The organism is Bradyrhizobium lupini, from assembly GCF_040939785.1.
Classification (GTDB): domain Bacteria; phylum Pseudomonadota; class Alphaproteobacteria; order Rhizobiales; family Xanthobacteraceae; genus Bradyrhizobium; species Bradyrhizobium canariense_D.
In genome coordinates this window covers 7,149,579-7,167,000 of record NZ_CP162553.1, presented here as the reverse complement: position 1 = coordinate 7,167,000, position 17,422 = coordinate 7,149,579, and the positions used below count along the sequence as shown (strand labels likewise).

Below are 17,422 nucleotides of genomic sequence, written 5' to 3'. Positions count from 1 at the left end.
GCCGCCCGGGACGACGATGTTAGCTCTTACGCCGCGCGCACGCGTTCGAGGAAGCCCTCGACCTCGGCCTTCAGGTGCAGGCTCTCGCCCGACAACGCCTGGGCGGAGGCAAACATCCGGCTGGACGTCTCACCGGTCTCGTTCGCACCCTCGGCGGCCTGACGGACGTTGACGGCGACATCGGCCGTGCCCGATACCGCCGCGCGAACGCTGACGACGATGTTTTGGGTCGCGCTCTTCTGCTGCTCGACCGCCGCCGAGATCGAGCCCGCGATGCCGCTGATGCGCTCGATGGTCTGGCTGATCGCCTTGATGGCGACAACCGATTCCTCGGTCGCAAGCTGCATGCTGGCGATCTGGTTCGAGATCTCGTCGGTCGCCTTGGCAGTCTGGCCGGCGAGCGTCTTGACCTCCTGGGCCACCACCGCAAAACCGCGGCCGGCATCGCCCGCGCGCGCGGCCTCGATGGTCGCGTTCAGTGCCAGCAGGTTGGTCTGCTCGGCGATCGAGGTGATCAGCTTGACGACATCGCCGATGCGCGCGCCCGCCTCGGAGAGCTGCGCGATGCGCTGATCGGTCGCCTCGGCCTGCCGCACGGCCTCAGCGGAAATGACGTTCGATTCCTGCACCCGCCGGGTGATTTCGAGATCGATTGAGACAGCTCGTCCGAGGCCGACGCCGCCGAACGCACGTGCTCGGAGGCGCTTTCGGAAGCTCCGGCCGACCGCGCCGACAGATCGGCGGTGGAGCGCGCAGTGTCGGTGAGCTGCCGCGCCGTCCGCTCGAATTCGCCTGACGATGTCAGCACCTTGTCGAGAATGCCGCCGACACCGCCCCGGAACTCCTCGACGAAATTGCGCAGCTCGGATTTGCGCTGCTCGGCGGCCGCAGCCGAAGCGGCCGCCTGCTCGCTGCGCATCCGCGCCCGCTCCTGCGAATTGCTCCTGAACACCGCGACCGTGCGGGCGATCTCGCCGATCTCGTCGGCGCGATTCTCGCAATCGATCTCGACGTCGCTCTGGCCTTCGGCGAGCGCGGTCAGCGAGCGCGTCACTGAGGTGAGCGGCTTGGTGACGCGGCGGACGACCAGCAAGGTCAGAACCAGCACCAGCAGCGCCGCGAGCCCGGCGGCGATCGCCATGCTTTCGATGGTGTGGGCCAGCATGCTCTCGAATTGGGCCATCGGGATGCCGACATAGAGGATGCCGGCGACCTTGCCGCTGGCGTCGGCGATCGGGAAATAGGCGGTCATGAAGGACTTGCCGAACAGGGTGGCCGGGCCCTTGTAGGCCTCCCCACGACGCAGCAGCGCCTGCGCCGGATGATCGGCGGCAAGCTGGGTCCCGACGGCGCGGTCGCCATTTTCCTTCTTCACGTTGGTCGACCGCCGCACGAACTGCCCGCTCGCATCGTCGAACACGAACAGGGTCGCGTTGCCGCCGACATAGGACACCGCGCGATCGACGATGGCGTGATCCCTGAAGTCCGGCATCTTGGGAATCTCGGCGCGCGCCACCGCGCCATCCCGCATCGTGATCTTCGCATCGGGAACGATTTCGGCAAAGGCCAGGGCCAGCGTCCGCAGGCTAACCTCGATGTCGCGGAGCGCACGATCGTTGAAAGCGGAGCTGAGCGACCAATAGCCGGCGCCAACCACGAGCGCCGTATTCATGGCGATCAGCAACACCGCGCACAGGAGCGCCTTGGTGCCAAGTTTGAATTGCGGCAGAAACTTCGCCGTTGCTCGTCCGTACATGAATGAAATCACCTCCGTAATTCCTGCATACTCGTGCAATCGGCTTACGGTCGCATTAATGACGGTTCCATCGCAGCACGCGACATGCTTTCCAAATCGTTAACGAGGCCACCCTGACCACGCCCAGAACTACGCTAAGCACTACGCCAAGCGCTCCGCCTATCATCGTCTGGCTTCGCGACGACCTCCGCCTGTCCGACCACCCCGCCCTCCACGCTGCCGCCAAGGCGGCTGCGAAGACCGGCGCGCCGGTGATCTGCCTCTATGTGCTGGACGATTCGGCCGGGCGAGCGCCGGGCGCCGCGGCGCGCTGGTGGCTGGCGCAGTCGCTGCGGGCGCTCGGCGCCGACATTGCCACGCGCGGCGGATCGCTGATCCTGCGCAAGGGGCCGGCAGCCAGGGTGATCGCGGAGGTGGCGCGTGAGAGCGGAGCCCGCACGGTCCACTGGAACGGGATCGCACAGGCGCCGCATCAGGTGATTGAGCGGCAGCTCGAATCCGCGCTGGCAAAGATCGGCGTGGACTCGCAATGTTTCCCCGGCGACCTGCTCGTTCCGCCCGCGGTAATCCGCAACAAGGAAGGCCGCGGCTTGCGCGTGTTCACGCCATTCTGGCGGCGCGTGCTGGCGCTCGGCGATCCGCCAAAGCCCCTGCCGGCGCCGAAGGACCTGCGTCCTGCGCCGACGGTCGCCAGTGACACGCTGGAGACCTGGAAGCTCGAGCCTGGCAAGCCAGATTGGGCCGGCGGCCTGCGCGAGACATGGACCCCGGGCGAAGCTTCCGCCCGCGCTCGCCTGCGCGACTTCCTCAAGCACACCGCACAAGGCTATGTCGGCGATCGCGACCGCCCGGACCGCGAGGGCACCTCACATCTGTCACCGCATTTGAGATTCGGCGAGCTCAGCCCGCGCCAGGTCTGGCACGCCGCGCGGTTCGCCGCGGCGGAAAATCCCGCGATCGGACCCGGCGTCGACAAGTTCCTGAGCGAGCTCGGCTGGCGTGAGTTCTGCCGGCACCTGCTGCACGACCATCCCAACCTTGCCTCCGAAAACCTGCAAGCGAATTTCGACGGCTTCCCATGGAAGCCCGACGCCAAGGCGCTCGCCGCCTGGCAGCGCGGCCGCACCGGCTATCCCATCGTCGACGCCGGCCTGCGCGAACTCTGGCACACTGGCGTGATGCACAACCGGGTCCGAATGGTGGTCGCCTCGTTCCTGGTCAAGCACCTCCTGATCGACTGGCGCGCCGGCGAAAGCTGGTTCTGGGACACGCTGGTCGATGCGGATGCCGGCAGCAATCCCGCCAACTGGCAGTGGGTCGCGGGCTGCGGCGCCGACGCGGCGCCCTATTTCCGCGTGTTCAATCCGGTGCTCCAGGGCGAGAAGTTCGACCCGGATGGAGCCTATGTGCGACGCTGGGTGCCCGAGTTGAAGGATGTGCCACCCGAGCTGATCCATCAGCCCTGGCAGGCGACACCGATCGAGCTTGCGAGCGCCGGCGTCACGCTCGGCAAGAGCTATCCGCATCCGATCGTCGATCATGCCAAGGGACGAGAGCGCGCGCTCACCGCCTACGCAAAGATCCGCAAAGGTTGAGCGTTGCTTTGACACAATTATGAAACGCGCTATCGTCACCGCTCCATGCAAACCGTGGGGGACGATATGGATGACGACAAGCCGATCACCGAACAGGCGATGGACACGATCACCACCGCCGTGGAAGCGACCAAGGACGCCGCTGTCACTGCGGTGAAGCAGGTCAGGAAAGCCGCCAAGAAGGCTGCGAAGAAGGTAGCGCCGAAGAAGGCGTCCAAGAAGAAAGCCAAGAAGGCTCCGAAGAAAACTTCGAAGGCCACCAAGAAGACTTCGAAGAAAGCTGCAAAGAAGTCGTCGAAGAAGGCGGCCAAGAAAACAGCAAAGAAGGCCACCAAGAAAGCTGCCAAGTCGAAAAAGAAGGCCACGAAGGCCAAGCGCTGATCGCAACGCTCAAGTCTCCGGGGGCGGACGCGCCCGGAGACGGCTCCAGCGATACCCTACCCTCACCGCTTGGCTGCGCGCCGGCCCGGGTGATGCTCGCCTTGCGGATCGCGAAATTCGCTGCGATGGCCGCGCCGGTCCTCGGCGTTGAAGCGCCGGCGCTTCTCGGGCGAGCCGAACTGCTTGATCAATCTCCTGCCGTTCACCTTTTTGATGACGTAGCCGCCCTCGGTCATCGAGAACGGCTCCTTGAGCAATCCCATGTGGTCGAACTTCGTGCCGCGGGGATGCTTGAAGGGTTCGAACCAGGACGGATAAACGAAGTTCGACATCGGGAGATCGTTGACGACGAAGGCGTCCTCTTCCACTGCGTCGCAGACCTCGTAGGCGTATTGGGTGTGCCGGGTCTTGTCGGCCCACAGATTGGCCATAGGGTCGAGCACCATCTCGAACAGCTCATGCGAGGCTGCCAGACTGACCGGATCGTCCTTGGACAGCGCCTTGAGGAAGATCTTCGAGATCGGCTGTCCCCGATGCGTCAATTCATGCCGCCCGAGGAAATTCTTGTGGGTCGCATCGTCGAAATAGACCAACTGCCAGTCAGTGGGCTTCGGCTTGCGGGTAACGTCGAGATCGACGGGGTAGCCCCAGACCGGCAGGAAGTGCTCGTCATAGCATTTCTGCAGCGCGGCCGTGAGCCGCGCCATCACCTGCTCGCTCATCATCTCCTCTGCATAATTAATGCAGGCAATCCGGACTGGCTTCAGGGACCTGCCAAGCAATGCGCGTCTCGCCTTCTTCATGGAAAATCACCTGTGAAAGGGGCACTGAAATGCACCGACCCTAGCACGAACGCGCCGCGCACGTCAGGGATGTATTCGAGCGGCTTGGCCCGCCGGCCCTAGAAGCGTCGGTTGACCACGAACACCGCGGCCGCGCACATCACCATGCCCGCGATCGCCAGCGCATCGAGCTTTTCTCCGAACAGCAGATAAGCCATCAGCGCCGTCACGGCGGGCACCAGATAGAACAGGCTTGCAACAGACGTGGCGGCGGCGTGGCGGATCAGCCAGTACAGCAGCCCGATCGACCCGATCGAGAGCGCCACGGCGAGCCAGGCCAGCGCGAGCATGAACTCGCGCGTCCAGTGCACCACGCGGTCCTCGAACAGGAACGCGCCGATCGCGAAGAAGATCGTGACGGACACGTACTGCACGAGATTGCCGGCGCGCCAGTCGATGTGGTTGCAGTAGCGGCGCTGATAGAGCGTGCCGAGCGTGATGCTGATCAGCGAGACCACCGAGGCGAGCCAGCCGAGCCCGGCTTCGCCGGTCATGGGACGGCCGTGCAGGATCAGCACCACGCCGCCGAGGCCAAGCACGAGCCCCGCCCATTGCACCGGCGTCACCTTCTCCCCGAGCCAGCGGTTGGCGATGGTCGAGGTCAGGATCGGCTGAAGGCCCGGAATGAGCGCGGAGAGCCCGGCCGGAATCGAGTGCGCGATCGCGATCGCGGTGCCGCCGAGATAGAAGCCATGGACGAGAATGCCCGCGACTGCGCTGTGCGCGATGCCGATACGATCCGGCCATTTCGGTCGCGCGATCGCGACGATGATCGCCATCAGACCGACCACGAACGCCATGCGGATCGCGAGATAGGTCAAGGGATCGGCATTGTTGACGACGTATTTGGTGCCGATGAAGCCCGTGCTCCAGAGCAGGACGAACAGGATCGGCGCGGCGCGGGCGGCCAGGGCTTCTTGATTGTGGTTCATTGCCGCCCTCATTGCCTCACAGGGGGCCGATGCGGCAATGCGAATTACGGCCAATTTCGTCCGGGCGATGCTGCGCTGCGACGGACCGGACGGCTCAGCGGCTCACCATTCGTCCGGACACGGATCGATGATCTTCCAGAGCTCGACGCCGTTCTTGATCTTTTTCATGTCGGTGGTGAGCCCGCCATTGCGGCGAATCCAGTCCTTCACCGTGTCGGGGTAGTAGGCCATCAGGTCGGACGTCCCCTCCGCGCTGGTGACCTTGATGCCGAAAGTGAAGGCCTTGTCGTAGTAAGCCTGGTGGAAGCCGAGGCTGGCGCGCGGCGTCACGCAGATCTTGTTCATCGGCACGATGCCGAGCACCAGGGTGCAGGCCGAGTTGCAGATGCCGTCGATGATGACGCGTTCGCCCTTCTCGCGGACGCGCTTGTACTTGGCCTTGTACTCCTCGACATAGCCGCCGTGGTCGCGGGTAATATGCAGCTCGGCCCGCGCCGGCGTGGCGGCGACGACCGAGAGCAACAGCAGGCTCAGAAGCGTGATGCGCATGGCGAGGTGACGGCGAAAGCCTTCAGGAATGGACCGGTCTATGAACCCCGAGAAGCCGGCAACAGGAGTCTTGAGCTAATTCTCTTTGGTCATACTTGTGTGGGGAATTCGTTAAGCATCTCGAAAAGGCCAAAAATGGGCAAGTCCGGACCACAGAACCGGCAATTCTGTCACACCCACCCCGGAATCTGCGGGATTGGCGTCGATTTCCGGGCTGCAGACGGGTGTTCCGGCCGCCCGAACTGGCTATAAACGGCTGACCTATTCGTGCGGGTTCCGGAGATTCGAGATGAGCAAGTTGAAGCTTGTAGCCGCGGTTGCTGTCCTGTCGGCCGCAATCCTTGCCCCTGGCCTCGCAGAGGCGCGGGGATACCACTGGTACCATCGCCACTACACGAACCCGCTGCCCTACCCGATCAGCTATCTGCACAATTACGGGCCCGGCATCACGCCCGGGACGTTCGCCTTTTACGACGGCCCGTCGACCAACCATTGCTACCAGAGCGCAGCCGCCTATGTCGGCCAGGACCGCCGTCGGCACCCCTGCTTCTGAGGGGTGCAGGCGCGTCCTCTGCGGGGGCCGCTATTTGGCGGCGCGGACAGCAGTAATTGCTTCTCGATCTCGTAGACCGGCAGTTTGACGAGGTCCTTGCCGACCTCGCCCTGGAGTGCCTTGCGCACCACATCCGAATAATCGGCGCGAATCATCCCAAGCGCACGCGGCGAGGCCACCATGGTCAAGGCCGAGGTTCTCGCCTGAGCTGACGGCGGCATCGAGCCGTCCGGCCAGGCCGCGCAGGAAGGCGCGCTCGGCCTCGTCGTGCCAATCAGTCTGCTCCACCGAGCTGCGCGTGCTACCGGCCGCGCCGTGGAGCCTGCCCGGCGCGTCGGTCCCTTGCGCACCGGTCGAGGGATTGGGCTGTTCGTGCACCTCCCTGGTGTGGAGGTTCGGAAACATCTCGTCGCCGAGGTTTTCCAGAATAAGCGCCTTGCGCCCGTCGCACACGACCAGCCAGTCACCCTTGTCGATTCTCATTTGGTCCATTGCACAGCTCCAAAGCCACCTCGCTAGCCAGCCCATCGAAATGCTCGAAAGCTGGCCACGACGCCAAGCTTAGGGACGAAGCTGCACCGACGAATTGCGCGGGATCAAGGATGGCGGCGATGTCCTGCGGAGCGCAACGCAAGCGCAGCATTGGTCAAGAGCGCGAACCTGGGATAGTCTGGCGGAGCTAAAGGTCAGGCCTGCGGCGGGCTGGGCTGAAGACCTGTTCATCAGCATTACATTTCGGTCCCGCCACAATTTGATCAGAACAAACTTCGATATCCCTGTATTGCGTAAGCGGAGAAAGACATCATGAAGCTGAGAATTGGCCTCGTCGCCGCGTCCCTGTTCGGTGCGTTGGTCGCATCATCGGCGGCGTCTGCCATGCCCATCGCGCCTGCTCCTGCGACGCCGCAGGTCTCCGACGTCGAGCAGGTCCGCATGGTCTGTGACGCCTGGGGACGCTGCTTCTGGCGCCCGAACTACTATGGATACTACGCCCCGCGGCCCTATTACGGTCCCCGATATGCACCGCGCTTTTACGGTGGCCCTCGCTATTACGGACCACGCTATCGCCGCTGGTGATTCTAAAGGGGCCCTTCGGGGCCCCTTCGCTTTTGCGAGATCAAGGATGTTGGTCTGGAGTCATTCCAAAACTGATCTAGATCAAAGACGCAATCCGCCACGCCGTCATTCTCCGACGATGGTCGATTTGATCGTTTTTCGATGTCCCCAGACGGGCATGAATGTGCAGACACATCTGGAGAAGCAACTGAGACAGGAGGCACAGAGCTTTGCCTCCTTCGCCTGTCCCGCCTGCACGCGGCTGCATTTCATCGACCTCGCCTCCGGCCAGCCGATGACTCGAGATCGTTGACGACGACACCGATCCGCCAAGCTTCATGCCATGATGTCCGCAATACTACGGCCCGGAATCCGGTTTACTGAAGCGCGATGTTTCGCCATTGATGGCGATGTTCCGACGTTCATTTGATTGTCATATTGCAGCAGCCGGTCGCACGCATGTTGTTCGACGCCCTCGCCCCATCCTCGGCGCTTCAATTGATCGGCTTTGCCGACGTCGATGCGTTTCGGCCCATCGAGTCGATGGAAGATGCGAGAAGCATTCCGCTCGACGTTCGGAATTTCGCGGCGGCTCGTGCTGTCGTCTCCCTGCCCGGCTGCCGCATCGTCATGATGCGCTCGTTCGCGCGCATCCTCGACGCCGCCTATCGGATGCCCGGGGGGATGGTGATCCTGCCCATGACGGACGACCTTCAGGTCAATTCCAAGGGCATGGATCTGGACGCGCGTTTCTTCATCGCGCTCCGCGGCAGCGATGAATGCCATTTCGTCGAGCGCCGGACCAATCATCATGCGATGATCATCTTCTCACCCGGCATGAGCGACCGGGGCTGGTTCGATCAGGCGGACGACTTGCGGGCCTATGTCGCGAACCGCCCCGCTTTGCTCCACATTCGGCAGCTCCTGCTCGACATTCTGCGAACCGCCTCGGTGCAGCCGGCCCTGTTCGAAACGACCGAGGTCGCCGCCCATCTCCAGGAAGGCCTGCTGCTCGCGCTCGACGATCTGTTTCGCATTGATCTGCTCTCGGACCGGAGTGCCTCCGTCCAGGGCGAGCGGTCGATCAAACTCGTGCAGCGGATCGACGACTACGTCGCAGCACATCCGACTGCTCCGATCTATACCGCCGATCTCGCCGGCGAGTTTGGCGTCTCGATCCGGACGCTCGGCGGCGCCGTCAGCAAGGTGCGTGGCATGAGCCTGCATCAATACATTCGCCTGAAAAAATTGTGGGCGACGCGGTCTCGCCTTCTCAAAGGCGGGGGTGCCAACGTCGCCACATGCGCGCGCGCCCAAGGCTTTCACCATTTGGGGGAGTTTGCCGCAGCTTACCGCGCGACCTTCCACGAAGCGCCGTCCGACACGCTGGCACGGGGCCGGCAAGCCGGTCCGACGGCACGCTGACCAGATAGGCTCCGGCCTTCCGACGCGGCGCGCGCCTCAAGGGAACCAGTTCCTTCGAACCGCATTATCCAAGCAGTGCGCCGGCGGCGCACTGAAGCACCCCGCGCCCCACACGCGGGTTTTTTCTCGCCGTCAACCAAGTGGTTCAGGAAAAAAATGTCTATCGGCCGCAACGTATTGTTTCTGATCATCGGTGCTCTGGTCGTCACGGCGGCCGTGCTCGGCTACAATCTCTACCAGACGAAGAAGCAGCCCGATGGCCTGCAAATCAATGTCGGTCCCAACGGGCTGAAGATCCAAGGCAAATAGAGGCGGCTCACGGCCTCGCGCCAGATCCGAGAAAACTCTGGCCCTGCAAGTGGCGCGCTCGGAGAGATTCGAACTCCCGACCCTCGGAATCGAAATCCGCCCAGTCCCTCAATAAGATCAACGGCCGTTCTGAATTTTCGCGGTCCGTTCACCTGCTGATAACATTGGCGAAATTCGTGCGTTCAGAACGAAGGCGCGCCTTGCGCTGTGTTGGCGGCAGTTTAGCTGGATGGCAGGCCCAGCGGAGCCGGTGCGAAGATCCGCAAGACATCCGAACCCAAGGAGTGCAGCACCAAGTAGAAAAACGCGAGACCGATCAATGCGCCGGTTAGCACTTCAAATACGCTGTATCTCGGCTTTGTTGAGCGCAAGGTGGCTACTAGTTCAGCAGCTGTCGTGTAGACAAGACGAACTCGCGTGGGATCGGGCTGCCGAACTTCCGCTCCGAACTCTCCGCCCGTCATCGCATCCAAAAAATCTGCAACGTTGGTGACGATCTGGTCGTGCTTGGAAGTCCACGAGCGCTCTCGGATCAGAACCTGAAAGAAGTTAACCTTGAGCTGGTAGCCTTCCAGCTTGCTTTCCGCGAGGCCGAGCTTCGCCTTGAGATCCGGTGCGGGCTTCGCCGCCTTGGATGGCTTCTTCGTGATCCAATACTCTGCAGCTTGGTCGGCAGCTTCGAAGATTAGCTTACAAAACTCGTCGACACGCGCGTTATATGCATCGCGACGATTTTTCCATAGCTGCTGCAGCAGCGCGAAACCGAGCGCGACCACAGCAGTGACCAGAATTTTCTCGAAGTCGCTAATATTCAGCCTGCTGCGACGGTGCTGGGCTTTGCCTCGGAGATATACCGCAGGGCTAGGTGCTTGTACGGTTCGTAGAAAGGATCACGAGCCACAATTTCCAGGGCACCGCTCAGTTGCTTTTGGTCGAACACCCTGAAGCGAACAAGGCCGCCAAAAGCCTCTTCCAAGAACGACGAAAGATAGCCGCGTGGGCCATCCAGGACGACGGTCACCTTTTCACCACGCGCCACGGCATCCTTCAAAGCAGGAGCGAGAGTACGGTCCCTAAACAGCTGGCCACTGAATGGCCCATCACTGATCAGGCGCCCGCCTGGAGTGCGCGAAAAATCTCTTCCAATCTCAATCACGGTCGCCATCTTCTTTTGCCCGTCACAACAACATTTCCCACTCGACCAAGGTTCCTCGCAGAGGCAACGCGTGGGACGCGTGCTTAGGGTCTTCTCCGGCAGTGCAGGTGTAGGTACCATTGCGGCTGATGATCCGCACCGTGCCGCCTCGGCAGTTATCTATGATGTCCCGTATCACCGGCAATCCCTTCCCGTGGTGGTCCTTTCCGGTCGAAGAGCGGCCAAGCTCCATCGCTTTTGCGATGGTTTCGCCGTCTCTGTGGGGGCTGTCGGTAGGATTATACCCCCCACCAATTGTCCGTGCAACGTTAGCACGAAACTCATCGTACTTGGTCCAACGCGGCAGGCTTACAGGGATCGATATTCCGTGATCGTAAATCGCGATGGTAAACCGTTTCTTACTAGGTTCGACCGCGCCGGTCATCCACCACTTCTTCGCCAAGCTAGCGTCGGCCAGCCAGTCGGGATAGGCATGGTCCTGGACGTTTTGAATCGCCTCCCCTAAGCCATCGTACACCCGCGAATGTCCGAGCAAGGTCTCGCCATCTGCGACGCCAGACGAACCTGCAAGCTCGCCTAATCCTTTGATGAGTCGCTCGATCATTTCCCCACGAACTTTGCTGCCGGCGATGAATGGGATTGTGTAGATGCCGTTCCGCTCTTGCAGCTTCGATCGAGCGTCTTCGACTTTGAGTAGATTAAGAAAGCCCACGTCTTTCAGCGTGTCGTGCACCTCCGGCTCCCACAAATGCAGGTTCACGGCGCGCAGCAATTCATCTACGCCGAAAACCGCAATTGCCCGATCATATTCGGATGCAAGGACCAGTGCAGTGACCGGAGTGATACGCTTCATTGTCGCAAAATCGATGTAGCTCTGGAGCCGGCTACTCTGAACGATCCTCTTACCCTCTACCCGCATTCGCTCAAGACGTTGGCCCTGGGTGTCGAGCCTATGACGTAGTAGCCTAAGAAATTGCGACACCTCCTCATAGTTTTCGATCAAACAAAAATTCTCGGGCATCGCTACGCTGCTCCAGGAGACGCCCGGGCTTACCGTCCCCTTGCGGTAGAGCGCGACCTGATGGAGTCCCATTCTCTGCTCGCGCTGCAAGCCGTCCGCGGGCTGCTTGCCAAGAACCCGCTGCCTGAACTTCTTCTTAAGAAGCTTCCGGCGCTCCATGGCGTGCTGGGCCTTCCAGAGCAACCGGGCCTTTTGCCGTACTGACAGCCGCTTCACTCGTCGATCACCCCACCCGCCGATAGGGTGCTATTACCTAGATTCCCGCCCAACGAGAAGAATTATCGTCACGGTCGAGCGTTGCTCACGGCCTCCCCTGTAGCTGGTCGCATTCCTTCCGGGCGGCGGCGTGCCGCTCGAACATCCAGCGGGCGAGATCGGCAATGTGGATGCCCTTTCAGCCCACCGAGGAGTGTTAGAGCGACCAATGACCAAGTTTGCCGCTGAACGCCCCTACTCCGACCCACAAGCCGCGGCCCGCAAGCTGATCGAGCTCGCCGCCAGCATGGAGCCAGTCCAAGGACGGCCGAGTCCACATTGAGAAGATCAACTATCCCTTCCTCTACACGCTCCAGGCAAGCGGCACGGAGTTCGGCGCCGGCATCAGGTGCGCTGTCGAGAAGGGCTGGCTGGAGCTGCATGAGAGCGGCACCTATGTGCGACTGCTTACGCCCGGCTAGGATCTCCTTGGCGCTCAATAGGAACCTAGCATCGTCGCCCGGCTTGCTGTGGCGCTAGCTCCCCAAGCTGGCGGAGTGGCCCCGGCCTACAATCTCCAGCCCCAATGAAGCCGGTGGTTGCCTCTAATCCGCTACTGGGACACCCCTGCGGCAAGGCGAGGACAGCAGCGATGCTCCTTTGCACTTACAGCATAAGCAATCTGACCGAGTTCGAATCCGATCTCGTCCAAATCATCTTGGATCGGGCGAGGCGCAAGAGTTTGCGTCTGTCCTGGCGCAAGAGATCCTCGCGGAAATGCCCGAGCTAAGTTGTAAGGGAATGTGCATCGTCGTTTACGACGAGGATGGCAACGCCATTGCGCACGCTCCGCTGGCCGCGTTGCACTAGCGACTTCGATCGACCATCCTCTTGATTTGGTAACGACGGCGTGAACCCGCGATCGATCACATCTCCATCCCCGCCGTGGAGTGAACGCGCTCAATGGCGCACAGTCAAAAACAACCGGCCGACAAGCTTAACCTCGGCGCTGGGCTGAGGATTCAAGGCAATTCTTGCGTCCCGATTCGGTCCTATCGGCCGAATTGGCCCGTCATCGAAGTTGTGTCGCCATGATCCTGAAGGCCTAACTCCGGCCTCGGTTCATTGACCGGCCTTCAACGATTTTGCGGTGTCCAGATGCTTTTGCAACGTATCTATCTGGCCGGAAGCATATTCACCGGCAGCATCCTTACTTTTGGATGCCTTCTTGTACTCGGCGAGATCCTTTTGGTGGTCTGCAACCATGTGAGCCGCAAACATCTTATCGAAGCCAGCGCCGGACATTTTTGACATCTTGTCGTAGTCGGCTTTTTGCTTCGCATTCGGCCCGCTTGGTGGGCTCATTCCCGATCCTCGGGCAGCATCTAAAGCCTTTTGATTGGCGGCGGCGTGGTCTGTGGAAAGCGTTCTGCCGAATGACTTTACGGCATCGCTTTGGCCGTTCTGCTGCGCCAGCTCTCCCATGCTCACTTCAGCGAAGTTGCCCTCGATTGCCTTCTTGAGGAACGCTTCGCTTTGCTTGTCTTTCGCAGATGCGTTGGCAATTGAGATCGCCATCACGGCTACTGTCCCGAGCGACAAAAGCATTCTGTTCATCGGCGACTCCTGCGTTGTTCGTCGATGAACAATCCGGTTGCGGAAGAGGTTCCAATCGAGCACATCGGGCCGCATTATTATCCTTCCGGTAGTAACGGTTTGCTCGGCGCACTAGTCGTTCGAGCGTCCCCGTGGCGCCGGTCCAAACCGCTCACCCGCTCCGCAGTGCAGACCCGCCTGCTCGGCCGCGATGTTCGCCTCGGCCTAACCGCCTGCCCCCTGAAGATCCCTCCTCGCATTCAGGTAGATGATGAGACGGCGACGCAACTTTGGATCTCCTTCGATCGAGATAAGGAGCGGTCAGCAGTAACTGGAAGATGGCCCGAGCAGCCATGTATTGCGCTGCGGGCCGGCTTCTCTCGCTGCCGACTAACAGAACGTTTCCGCATGGACCTGAAACAGACCATCGCCAGCCGCGGCCGCGACGATCAATCCGAAGATCAAAGAGAGCAAAACCGCCGACGGACATGGCGCGAGCACCTTGAAATAAACATCGGAAATTAGACAGGAGACATTACAGATTCCGCAGACCAACTTTCGGCCAATGTCAGAGTTCCGAGGCATGGTCATATGAAAATAATTGAAGCTTAAAGCATCCGTCTGTACTCTGATGTCTTCGCTAGCGATTCCACATAAAATGCGACCGACATATCCGTGTCGCCGTCCGCCAATTCTTTCCAGCTCAATCTGCGCTGTTTCACGGAAAGCGTGAACTGAATGTCACCTTCCTCTACCGACAAGATCGCGCTCTTCATCGACGGAGCCAATCTCTACGCGACGGCGAAAACTCTGGGCTTCGACATCGATTACAAGCGTCTGCTGAAGGAGTTTCAGAGCCGCGGGACGCTGCTTAGGGCGTTCTACTACACCGCGATCATCGAGGATCAGGAGTACTCCTCCATCCGGCCGCTGATCGACTGGCTCGACTACAACGGCTACACCGTGGTCACCAAGGCGACCAAGGAGTTCATCGACGCCTCCGGCCGCCGCAAGGTCAAGGGCAACATGGACATCGAGCTCGCCGTGAACGCCATGGAGCTCGCCGAGCACCTCGACCAGATGGTGCTGTTCTCGGGCGACGGCGACTTCCGGTCCCTGGTCGAGGCCGTTCAGCGCCGCGGCGTGCGGGTCACCGTGATTTCCACGATCGCGAGCCAGCCGCCGATGATCGCCGACGAGCTGCGCCGCCAGGCCGACGTCTTCACCGACCTCGTCGAGCTACAGTCCAAGCTCGGCCGCGACCCGTCCGAACGCCCCGCCCCGCGCGATCGTGAAGCGCGTGGACACATGCCAAAATTCTTGCAGGAGCCGAAGGGAAACGATCCACGCAACTAGACTGTTGAGACCCACTTTTATGCAGCCCATTTCAGAACGTGAAGGTGGTCGCGGGACGCCACTCCGATCTCGCCGATGCACGCGCCCAGCCCACTAAAACCAGATTGGAACGCTTCGCCAATTACCAAGCTTTCCGACGCCCAGCCCCAATTGGGAAACGCAGTCGGCCCAGCTCATCCGCGCCCTACGGGGTCATTTTCTTTTGGCACCTCCACCAAGGGTGGAGTCCTGAGGAGTAGAGAAGTGAATGAAGGGGCCGAATGGTCGCACTTCGTGAGCGTACCTATTAATTTTAATTGATTTAAGCTGTATTAAATGTATTTAATCTTTCGCCGGCTCCGGAGAGAACCCATGCCTGTCCCCGAGTGGGGTAATGCAGTCGGGCCCCTCGCCCCCGGAACCGAGCCGTTTCTCTTTTTACCGCATTCAAGAAGGCCTGACACCGAGCCTGAAATATTGAACTTCTACTTTTACTCTCGCGCTAATTGCTCTGACGCCGTCCTGATAGTGCTTTTTTGCTGGGGAGGACATTATGCGAGGCTCTCGCGCAAACCTTTACCAACGACTTAGCGAACTCGCTTCTCAGCTCTCAGAGTTGGCAGATCTTCGAGATCTGGTCGAAGAAGCTGAGCGAAGCGCCCGCGGTGTGCCTCCATTACGCTTGACACATCCTCCGTCGCGCCGCGTTCGACGTCGCGAACGGGGCGGTTTGTCTGTTCGCCTCCGTCGCCACGCGCCACTAACCGGGAATGCAGGAGCTATCAGCCCCCCTGACAACGACAACCAAGTCGATTGGACTTTGCTGGAGCCATTCCCCGACCAATGGTGGGCTTCCTCCTAAACCTCTCCAAGCGCTGACTCGACGAAGAGAGCGATCCAATGCTGGCGGCCCACCCACCCTGAGGAGCAGACAGCTAGCCACCCTTGCAGCCCGCGGGTGCCGAGGCTGGTCCGGCCGCACCTGTCAATTCTGGATCACCCTTCGCCAAACTCCGGCAACCTGCAACGGCGAGTGAGACAGGGAAGACGGTCAGCACGACCTATGCGGGGTTAAAGTGAGCAACTGCAAAAGCGAATGTCACTTGTCGGGCGAGAACACCGGCGGCAAGCTGAGGTCATTTCGTAAAGATTGGTTTCAACACCTCTGGAATTGCGATGACGAAGAACGACACCGCCGTGTTCGACGCGATGCGCCCTGATCCAAACGGACGGAGACAATGGGCCGGCCGACTGGGGACGCGCGAGGCAATAAAACGGGATGGCCTGGAGCTCGACCCTGGCTCGATCGTTTACTGTCCCCACGAGTGGATCAATGCCGCCGGCTATGTTGACCTCGAACTGGTCCGCAAATACCCGCTGATGTTCGCGGTCTAAAGTCGTGACGAACCAGAGCCGACGCGCAAGCGATCCGGACGAACCAGCGATTCGACGGCTGCTAAGCCGAGCGGTAAAACGCAGCCGTACAAAGCCGCCTGTGCCACCTGTGCCGTTCGGCACGGAAACAGATCCGAACCGTGAATTTTCCCGGGACGAACCGGAGGCCGTTTGGTTCTTCGTCTTCTTGCCGATCTTCGTGCTGCTCTATGCGATCGTCGAGAAAATGCACGTGAGATAGCACAGGATTGACGTGTCGCAGGTGGCGCCAGCCGCCCAAATTCTAGTCGTCCGGCAGTGCCTTCCTTCAGCCCAGAACGATAGTTTCAACTCTCAGGCAGGGCATGCACCTGTAGGCATAGGCGGCGGGCAGGTTTGCAATTGCCGGCAGCGAGGCGAGAAACTCCATTGGACGCTGACATCTGTTGCAGATGAGGGTTGGTGCCTTGTCCGTGCCACCGCCTTGCGCCATTGCTGGTCCGCCAAAAGGTGAGAATGGTAATTCCAATGGCCGGCGGTTACACCTCCGGACGACTACCGGGCGGCTGTATCGGAATAGGCCCCGCCAGCGTGAGCCGCTATTGCTCCTGAACCGAGACTCAGTTCTGATTTCGATCATTGCGGCCAAATTGCTTGCGGGAGGCGATCGTGAATGGCGAAGCCGGATGCACCGTTTGTAGCCAAGCTCGACTGCTCAAAGCTGTTTTCCCCGTGACCAAAGGCTACGAACTGAAGCGTTATGAATGCGCCAGCTGCCGCAGCGATCTGTGGCTTGTTACGAGAGTGTCCCGATCATCCGCGCCTAAGCAGCAAAGCGGAAGATCCCGCCGAGGTACGCGGCCTAAGACCATCGAAGCGGCCTTGAAAGGCGCCGCTCGTGCCGCAGCTAATCAAAAACCGAAAGCCCCGCCAGCGTGACTGGCCCCCGCAGCTATTCCATTTCTGTACGATCAGACGCGGCGTTCCGATTGCCATTGGAGAATGAGATTTCCGCCCACCTGCCGGGCGGCCGCGACAGCGTACCATTATGACACCGATCGCTCAGACCTCCCCTGGCGGTGTCAATTAACTCGCCGCCATCCCGACCTGCACCGGGGACGCGACCCCGACCTCGCGCGAAGCCATTTCCCGGCCCCGCGAAATCTTGCTGAAACAGAGGGGGTCGAAAGTGGCGGAATCGAACACGGGGATACCACATGCTAGTCCTGATGAACCTGATCTGGCGGCGTCTTGCCTACACGATGCTGACCGGTATGCGGTCCAAGCTTGTGCGCCAATGACGAGAAGGGCGGCCGCGTAAGAAGGCATCCGTGCCGCGTTAAGGAC

General features: G+C 60.9%; 17 protein-coding genes and 3 pseudogenes. 11 read left to right on the top strand and 9 right to left on the bottom strand.

Going from position 1 to position 17,422, the window contains the following annotated elements; translation table 11 throughout:
- Positions 1–26: 26 nt before the first annotated feature.
- Positions 27–1,756, bottom strand: a pseudogene (locus tag AB3L03_RS34420) (methyl-accepting chemotaxis protein).
- A 191-nt stretch (positions 1,757–1,947) separates the two neighbouring features.
- On the opposite strand from AB3L03_RS34420, the gene AB3L03_RS34415 reads away from it, so the two are divergent.
- Both AB3L03_RS34415 and AB3L03_RS34410 read left to right on the top strand, forming a co-directional pair.
- Positions 1,948–3,351 (top strand): deoxyribodipyrimidine photo-lyase, encoded by a 1,404-nt coding sequence (locus tag AB3L03_RS34415; protein WP_368509109.1) that lies wholly within the window; start codon positions 1,948–1,950, stop codon positions 3,349–3,351.
- 66 nt (positions 3,352–3,417) lie between these two features.
- Positions 3,418–3,732 carry a hypothetical protein gene (locus AB3L03_RS34410; protein WP_018455277.1) on the top strand — a complete coding sequence of 105 codons (315 nt, stop codon included), beginning with the start codon at positions 3,418–3,420 and terminating at the stop codon, positions 3,730–3,732.
- A gap of 62 nt (positions 3,733–3,794) precedes the next feature.
- Here the strand turns inward: AB3L03_RS34410 and AB3L03_RS34405 are convergent, their stop codons facing one another.
- The 3 genes from AB3L03_RS34405 to AB3L03_RS34395 all read right to left on the bottom strand — a co-directional run bounded on the left by AB3L03_RS34405 (position 3,795) and on the right by AB3L03_RS34395 (position 6,055).
- Entirely contained in the window at positions 3,795–4,535 is a 741-nt protein-coding gene (locus AB3L03_RS34405) for a hypothetical protein (RefSeq protein ID WP_085351318.1), read from the bottom strand.
- A 98-nt stretch (positions 4,536–4,633) separates the two neighbouring features.
- Complete coding sequence (locus AB3L03_RS34400; protein ID WP_018455279.1) at positions 4,634–5,506, bottom strand: DMT family transporter; 873 nt, start codon at positions 5,504–5,506, stop codon at positions 4,634–4,636.
- Between the two features lie 102 nt (positions 5,507–5,608).
- Positions 5,609–6,055: a hypothetical protein gene (locus AB3L03_RS34395; RefSeq protein WP_007603109.1), complete on the bottom strand. Its 447-nt coding sequence runs from the start codon at positions 6,053–6,055 to the stop codon at positions 5,609–5,611.
- Between the two features lie 289 nt (positions 6,056–6,344).
- On the opposite strand from AB3L03_RS34395, the gene AB3L03_RS34390 reads away from it, so the two are divergent.
- On the top strand, positions 6,345–6,608 hold the full coding sequence (locus AB3L03_RS34390; protein WP_368507922.1) for a hypothetical protein: 264 nt from the start codon (positions 6,345–6,347) through the stop codon (positions 6,606–6,608).
- 50 nt (positions 6,609–6,658) lie between these two features.
- Here AB3L03_RS34390 and AB3L03_RS34385 read toward each other — a convergent pair.
- Positions 6,659–7,100 (bottom strand): annotated as a pseudogene (locus tag AB3L03_RS34385) (host attachment protein); the annotation flags it as partial.
- A 312-nt stretch (positions 7,101–7,412) separates the two neighbouring features.
- Between AB3L03_RS34385 and AB3L03_RS34380 the strand changes: the two are divergent.
- From AB3L03_RS34380 to AB3L03_RS34370, 3 genes are all read left to right on the top strand, one after another.
- Positions 7,413–7,685 (top strand): hypothetical protein, encoded by a 273-nt coding sequence (locus AB3L03_RS34380; protein WP_018455281.1) that lies wholly within the window; start codon positions 7,413–7,415, stop codon positions 7,683–7,685.
- Positions 7,686–8,123: 438 nt separating this feature from the next.
- Positions 8,124–9,089: a helix-turn-helix domain-containing protein gene (locus AB3L03_RS34375; protein ID WP_368507921.1), complete on the top strand. Its 966-nt coding sequence runs from the start codon at positions 8,124–8,126 to the stop codon at positions 9,087–9,089.
- Between the two features lie 156 nt (positions 9,090–9,245).
- Positions 9,246–9,398 carry a hypothetical protein gene (locus AB3L03_RS34370; protein ID WP_368507920.1) on the top strand — a complete coding sequence of 51 codons (153 nt, stop codon included), beginning with the start codon at positions 9,246–9,248 and terminating at the stop codon, positions 9,396–9,398.
- A gap of 221 nt (positions 9,399–9,619) precedes the next feature.
- Here AB3L03_RS34370 and AB3L03_RS34365 read toward each other — a convergent pair whose 3' ends face one another.
- From AB3L03_RS34365 to AB3L03_RS34355, 3 genes are read right to left on the bottom strand one after another with little or no spacing between them, the layout of a single operon-like run.
- Positions 9,620–10,174 carry a hypothetical protein gene (locus tag AB3L03_RS34365; protein WP_368507919.1) on the bottom strand — a complete coding sequence of 185 codons (555 nt, stop codon included), beginning with the start codon at positions 10,172–10,174 and terminating at the stop codon, positions 9,620–9,622.
- A gap of 35 nt (positions 10,175–10,209) precedes the next feature.
- The gene (locus AB3L03_RS34360) at positions 10,210–10,563 is read right to left on the bottom strand and encodes an STAS-like domain-containing protein (RefSeq protein WP_368507918.1); all 354 of its coding nucleotides are present in this window, start codon (positions 10,561–10,563) and stop codon (positions 10,210–10,212) included.
- Between the two features lie 13 nt (positions 10,564–10,576).
- Positions 10,577–11,758 carry a hypothetical protein gene (locus AB3L03_RS34355; protein WP_368507917.1) on the bottom strand — a complete coding sequence of 394 codons (1,182 nt, stop codon included), beginning with the start codon at positions 11,756–11,758 and terminating at the stop codon, positions 10,577–10,579.
- 241 nt (positions 11,759–11,999) lie between these two features.
- Between AB3L03_RS34355 and AB3L03_RS34350 the strand changes: the two are divergent.
- Positions 12,000–12,252, top strand: a pseudogene (locus tag AB3L03_RS34350) (hypothetical protein).
- A gap of 640 nt (positions 12,253–12,892) precedes the next feature.
- Here AB3L03_RS34350 and AB3L03_RS34345 read toward each other — a convergent pair.
- The gene (locus tag AB3L03_RS34345; RefSeq protein WP_368507916.1) at positions 12,893–13,387 is read right to left on the bottom strand and encodes a DUF4142 domain-containing protein; all 495 of its coding nucleotides are present in this window, start codon (positions 13,385–13,387) and stop codon (positions 12,893–12,895) included.
- Positions 13,388–13,411: 24 nt separating this feature from the next.
- Between AB3L03_RS34345 and AB3L03_RS34340 the strand changes: the two genes are divergently transcribed.
- The 4 genes from AB3L03_RS34340 (at position 13,412) to AB3L03_RS34325 (ending at position 16,337) form a co-directional block, all read left to right on the top strand.
- Positions 13,412–13,891 (top strand): hypothetical protein, encoded by a 480-nt coding sequence (locus tag AB3L03_RS34340; protein ID WP_368507915.1) that lies wholly within the window; start codon positions 13,412–13,414, stop codon positions 13,889–13,891.
- 213 nt (positions 13,892–14,104) lie between these two features.
- Positions 14,105–14,722, top strand: a complete 618-nt coding sequence (locus AB3L03_RS34335; protein WP_368507914.1) for an NYN domain-containing protein — start codon at positions 14,105–14,107, stop codon at positions 14,720–14,722.
- Positions 14,723–15,877: 1,155 nt separating this feature from the next.
- The gene (locus tag AB3L03_RS34330) at positions 15,878–16,096 is read left to right on the top strand and encodes a hypothetical protein (protein WP_085353429.1); all 219 of its coding nucleotides are present in this window, start codon (positions 15,878–15,880) and stop codon (positions 16,094–16,096) included.
- Positions 16,097–16,100: 4 nt separating this feature from the next.
- The gene (locus AB3L03_RS34325) at positions 16,101–16,337 is read left to right on the top strand and encodes a hypothetical protein (protein ID WP_368507913.1); all 237 of its coding nucleotides are present in this window, start codon (positions 16,101–16,103) and stop codon (positions 16,335–16,337) included.
- Positions 16,338–17,422 lie beyond the last annotated feature (1,085 nt).

What these genes read in the sequence shown, in the direction of transcription:
- AB3L03_RS34410 (WP_018455277.1), top strand. Translation starts at nt 3,418, where the DNA reads ATGGATGACGACAAGCCGATCACCGAACAGGCGATGGACACGATCACC.
- AB3L03_RS34405 (WP_085351318.1), bottom strand. Translation starts at nt 4,535, where the DNA reads ATGAAGAAGGCGAGACGCGCATTGCTTGGCAGGTCCCTGAAGCCAGTC.
- AB3L03_RS34400 (WP_018455279.1), bottom strand. Translation starts at nt 5,506, where the DNA reads ATGAACCACAATCAAGAAGCCCTGGCCGCCCGCGCCGCGCCGATCCTG.
- AB3L03_RS34395 (WP_007603109.1), bottom strand. Translation starts at nt 6,055, where the DNA reads ATGCGCATCACGCTTCTGAGCCTGCTGTTGCTCTCGGTCGTCGCCGCC.
- AB3L03_RS34390 (WP_368507922.1), top strand. Translation starts at nt 6,345, where the DNA reads ATGAGCAAGTTGAAGCTTGTAGCCGCGGTTGCTGTCCTGTCGGCCGCA.
- AB3L03_RS34380 (WP_018455281.1), top strand. Translation starts at nt 7,413, where the DNA reads ATGAAGCTGAGAATTGGCCTCGTCGCCGCGTCCCTGTTCGGTGCGTTG.
- AB3L03_RS34375 (WP_368507921.1), top strand. Translation starts at nt 8,124, where the DNA reads ATGTTGTTCGACGCCCTCGCCCCATCCTCGGCGCTTCAATTGATCGGC.
- AB3L03_RS34370 (WP_368507920.1), top strand. Translation starts at nt 9,246, where the DNA reads ATGTCTATCGGCCGCAACGTATTGTTTCTGATCATCGGTGCTCTGGTC.
- AB3L03_RS34360 (WP_368507918.1), bottom strand. Translation starts at nt 10,563, where the DNA reads ATGGCGACCGTGATTGAGATTGGAAGAGATTTTTCGCGCACTCCAGGC.
- AB3L03_RS34345 (WP_368507916.1), bottom strand. Translation starts at nt 13,387, where the DNA reads ATGAACAGAATGCTTTTGTCGCTCGGGACAGTAGCCGTGATGGCGATC.
- AB3L03_RS34340 (WP_368507915.1), top strand. Translation starts at nt 13,412, where the DNA reads ATGAACAATCCGGTTGCGGAAGAGGTTCCAATCGAGCACATCGGGCCG.
- AB3L03_RS34335 (WP_368507914.1), top strand. Translation starts at nt 14,105, where the DNA reads ATGTCACCTTCCTCTACCGACAAGATCGCGCTCTTCATCGACGGAGCC.
- AB3L03_RS34330 (WP_085353429.1), top strand. Translation starts at nt 15,878, where the DNA reads ATGACGAAGAACGACACCGCCGTGTTCGACGCGATGCGCCCTGATCCA.